This window comes from Endozoicomonas sp. SESOKO3 (assembly GCF_024606255.1).
Map to the genome: position 1 here is coordinate 1 of NZ_JAHHPR010000624.1, position 4,782 is coordinate 4,782.

Here is a 4,782-nt window from a genome sequence, read left to right on the forward strand (position 1 = left end):
GAATGAGAAAATTTCGTCCCAATGCATTAAGCCTTGCCGTAGCCATTGCCATCAGCTCTTCCATCATTGTCACACAGGCACTGGCCGATCGCAGGCTGCAGATAAAATCTTTCGATATTCGGGACAATGGACATAAGGAGTTTACCCGGAGTGAGGTTATAGTTAAGCCAACTTCAGGTGATGACCAGCAGCCAATACCCGGATCCTTTACCACCACATACCCGGACCAGACTGAAGTCAGAGCGGGCTATGACGTTCCTTCTGAAGGCTTCACAGACGTTCTTTCCGGCATCGAGGGTGGCGTTTCCAGTGTTGATCTATTTGCAACAGACGATAATGAAATTGCTCAGAAATACACCAAAGTTCTCAAGGTCGGTAATGAGGGAATCTTCAAGTTCACCCATGATCTTGCAGAAACGAAACTGGTCATTGAAGTCAGAAAAGGAATGACCGATCAGAGCTCAATTTCAGCTGTTCGTGCTCAATCAGATGATATCCAACCATTAGAACCGTTTACGAAAGTTGCCAACCCTGAACTTCTGGTCGGAGTGCTGAAGGGTGCGAATGAAAGAGCAGGAAGTCTTGGCGAAGTTGATCACTATGTTGCCCTTGCCACTATTGAAGTAGACAAAGTTGAAGTGAATGGGCGCACCTTCATGCGTCTTATCGCAGCAGGCGATCAGCCTCCTGAACTGCAACGTCTGGGTCAATCGCTCTTTGTCAATGATGAGGTGCTTTTAGCAGCAGCCACCTCTGCCTACGCCCGGGTTCATCTTCTGGGTGAAGATTTACAACAGGAAACTCTGAATAAACTGTTGTCCTGCCATAAGCCCGTCGGCTATGTCGTATACGTTGAGGATGACACGCAGGCATACCCTGTGCCTGCAGGTTATCCAAAACTGGAAGTGACTGAGACTCCGGGGGAGATTATTGTTTTCCGCGGTCAGAAGCAGAATCCGACCGATATCGCTTTTATTGAAGGTATCTATGACGTCTGGATGGAAGAGTTCTACAACAGCCCTCGCCCCCGGGAAACAATACAGGTTAAAAAAGACAGGGTCAAAAGCTACCAGTACATCATTCGAAGCAGGCAGATGGCACAGCTCGAAGGGTTAGCTGCAGAGCACAATAATGGAATTGTCAAAAGTGAACATACGTCGCTTTTATACCATGGCAAACTGGTGACGCTTGCATACTATGAATATCTCCAGCAGACATTGACCTGTGCTGTTTCGGATGGAGCAGACGAATTTAAATTCACAATGCCACACGTCAGATTCGTTTCGTCATTCATCACGCCGACCTGGATGCATATCCAACTCGTAAAACGTTTCAGCTTCAAACCCGTACTTGGAAATCTTCTGACTAACCGGGATTTCATTCAGAATATTCATGAAATAATCAGGTCCGATATCAGCGTATTTTCTAACGATTATTTTGACGATCCTTTTAGTGAAGAGGAAGGCTTTGCTTCCAAAGTCGCTGGCAGATTTGCCGGACAGCTCATTGAGATGGAAAATGAGTTGCAAGCACTAAGGGCAACAGAGGCCAAACTCAACGATCAAAAGGAATTAACAGAACGAACATTAACAGAACGAACAATAGTATCAGTCATTCCAAGTGGTCAGAAAAAGCAGAAAATATCAGGACAAGCACAGTATTGTGTGGATGAACTTGCACAGATTCATAACAGGTTCGACAGCCTTGCAGATTCGAAACAAGAACGGCAAGACATCAGAACACAAAGCAACCCCAAACCCATGCCCGAAGTCCTTGAGACGCTGAGTGCCGTAGAAAAAGCCCTTAAGATGCATGACCTTGATGAAAACGACGACGTGTATCTCCGTCGCCGGGGCATTTCTGAAAACATGCAGGAATACATCAGAGATGCCAGACAGCTGGCAGAGAACGAGGCTCTGGACATACTGGATGACGTAGAAGTAGTACTTGACATCAGAGTCAATGAAGAGGATGACAAAACAACAAGACTCACCAGAGTTTTTATAACACTTAACCGCAATCCTCTCTCAGAAAAGATACTGGATGCGGTACTGAATCGAATCGATAACATCCGCTGGCAATATGAAAGCAAAACTCAGGACGAGAAGGAACACAAACTCATTATGCTTCTTGCAAACCTTCACGATAAAGTCGAAGGCTCTGACCCGGACATGCAAGCCAGAGAACAACAGTCCGCTGTGCTCGAAGCCGTAGAAAAGATTCTTAACATCAAATTCGACGAATGGGATGACAATGCAGCAAGACTTGCCCGGGTTCATACCCTACTTGCCGATCATGATGTCTCAGAGCAATTGCTGGATCAGATAGATCAAACCCTCTGGAAAGAAGACAGCAAAGCTCTGAACAAGAAAGATCTCAAATACAACAAGATTCGTGCGACTCTTATCTATAAAGTCGAAGATGCCTACCTGGACAAGCACGCCAGGGAACAACAGACAATTCTGCTTAGAGCTGTTGAGGACGAGCTAAGCATCAACCCTGATGAAAACGTTGCTGCCAGAGAAAGCGGCAGAGCTTTCACTGTCAAACTGGCCAAAGACCTGAATGTAGCACTTGAGCAGGATAACAACCTGTCTGATCAGAAGGATATCCTGAGAGCCAGAGTTCTGGAATTAATCGAAGAATCAAATACAGCTTATGACGATGAAGCTGCCAGAAGATCCTGGAACAATGCAGTGGCTCATCAACTCAACATTGAGGATTATAGAGAAGATGCCATTATCAACGACCAGAACAGTTTGATTGAAAAAAAACTCCTGCAGCTGGACGATTTAGTTATCAATACAGGTCAGCCTGACGTTAATGAGCGCATTGCAGCCATTGAGAACGAGCTTGACAGGCAATTGACTCGTCTGGGCCCCAGACCCCGATACGTTCTTGATCGTGAGCTAGCCAATGCCAGACGAGCATTGGAAAATGCTGAAAACGGACTGAAAGAGGTTTACCGTGAACTTAAGACAATTAGTGGCAAACACGTATTATTTGCGGGAAAACGCAGTGATCTCCAACACCTCCCGGATCAAGACGACGCAACTCTCAATCGGCTAATGAAACAACTTCAGACCGGCTTTGGTCTGGCTGCAGGTGACGAACAAACGTCTGAAGAGCGATTAGAGGACATCAGACATTTCCTGCGGGAACACAGTACAGAAAAAAGAGATGAAATCATTGAGACACCCGGAGCCAGAGCAGATCTGGATATCCATATAAAAGAAGATGACCTCAGTTCACTGCAAAAAAATGATTACTTTTTTTCAGTTACAAGCCATAAAAAAAATCATGGTCCGGACGAAACCGGTACCCTTGAGGAAGCATTGGGTGAACTGCCTTTAGCCAGAAAAAAGTACACTCAGATCACAGAATTCCTGCGTGAGCACCACAAGAAATTTATGGACGTGATCAATGCAATGTCTGAACAGAGGGATGCACAAGAGAATCTGGATCGTAAACAACAGAAGATTATTGATTTTGGAGGCATCGATGAGGAGGCTAAAACCCTACATAAGCACGAAATGGTTGAGCTGAGTTTAATCCTGAAGCAGAAATGTGAAGCTGTATCAAAAGCAGAAGATGCTCTGACGAATTACAATGTAGCGTTTCTTGATACCACTGAAGAAGCCGTGGACCTTAAACCAGACACTTCTGACACCTTTAGACGACGACTTGATATCCTGAGAAACAGACAGGTACAACTGGGTGGTCATGATGGTACCGGCGGTGAGATCCGGCAACTGATTCAGGAGCAGGCCCGTCTGGAAGATGAGCTTGAACCCAGGAAAGCAAACATTGAGAGAATAAGGGAAGTCTTGAAGGCAGCAGAGGAAGCCGTCGAAAATGATGTCGCTCCCTCCCAATTCACACCCAGGCAGATAAAAGTCCTGACCGATATCCATGACTTCATGCAGCAGCACTCTCTCAAGAAACAAGCTCTGGAAGCCGCAATGGGTCTGGCAGAATTAGCGGAAAAACGCGGTGGGCTAATACCCTACTTTCCGGCTTTAGGTTTTGCCGATGAACTTCAACCGCTTCGCCTGATTGCATCGATCGGAGACGGGCTGACGCTTGATCAGGCCAGTCGGATTGTGGAAGTTTTCAAAAGTCTGAAAACGACCTTCCCGCCCCCTCTCAACCCTGGAAAAGATCAGCCTCTCAATGTCCCTAAAAAAGTCCATGAGCTTGTGGTCAGGGCCAGGCGCGAGCTGCAAAACGGGGCTCAACAATACGACGATGAAATTCGCGGCATGGGCAAAACAGCCATTCATTTCGTCGAGTGTGAACCAAAGGAGCTGAAAAGCTTTTCGGAATACTTCGCTGCCCATTCTGCCAGTGGTCACAAGATCATCACTCTGCTGCGTGAAGGTCTGATCAGCAAGGTTGAACTTGAGAACTACATAAAGGCCGTCAGAAGTGTCGATGGTTATGAGCCAGTAGAAGAATTTGAACACCTCCTTGGCTACAGACGTGGCATCAAGTTAATCCACTTCAGAGCCGTTGTCCATGGGCTGTCCGAAAAGAGTGCTGAGGAATTCATGCAGAGTGCCTTTGCACCTGTGACTGTGACCACCACTGGCCCGGCGGGTATGAAGGCGTCTGTTGCCGGCATGAAAGAGTATGCAGCTGTGGTCATCGCCAACTACGTTCTTGACGATGTCGCCTTTGAAAACGGCCGCAAGACCGTAGCATTCCTGACTAATGTTCAGGATACTCTGACACCTTATGCCAATGCCGTTGGCGTGTCTGAATCAGAGCTGATCAAGGCTA

General features: G+C 46.7%; 1 protein-coding gene. It reads left to right on the forward strand.

From position 1 onward, the window contains the following. Positions 1–4,782 (forward strand): hypothetical protein (locus tag KDK18_RS11045; RefSeq protein ID WP_257254956.1); only part of this gene is annotated, 4,782 nt, incomplete at both ends.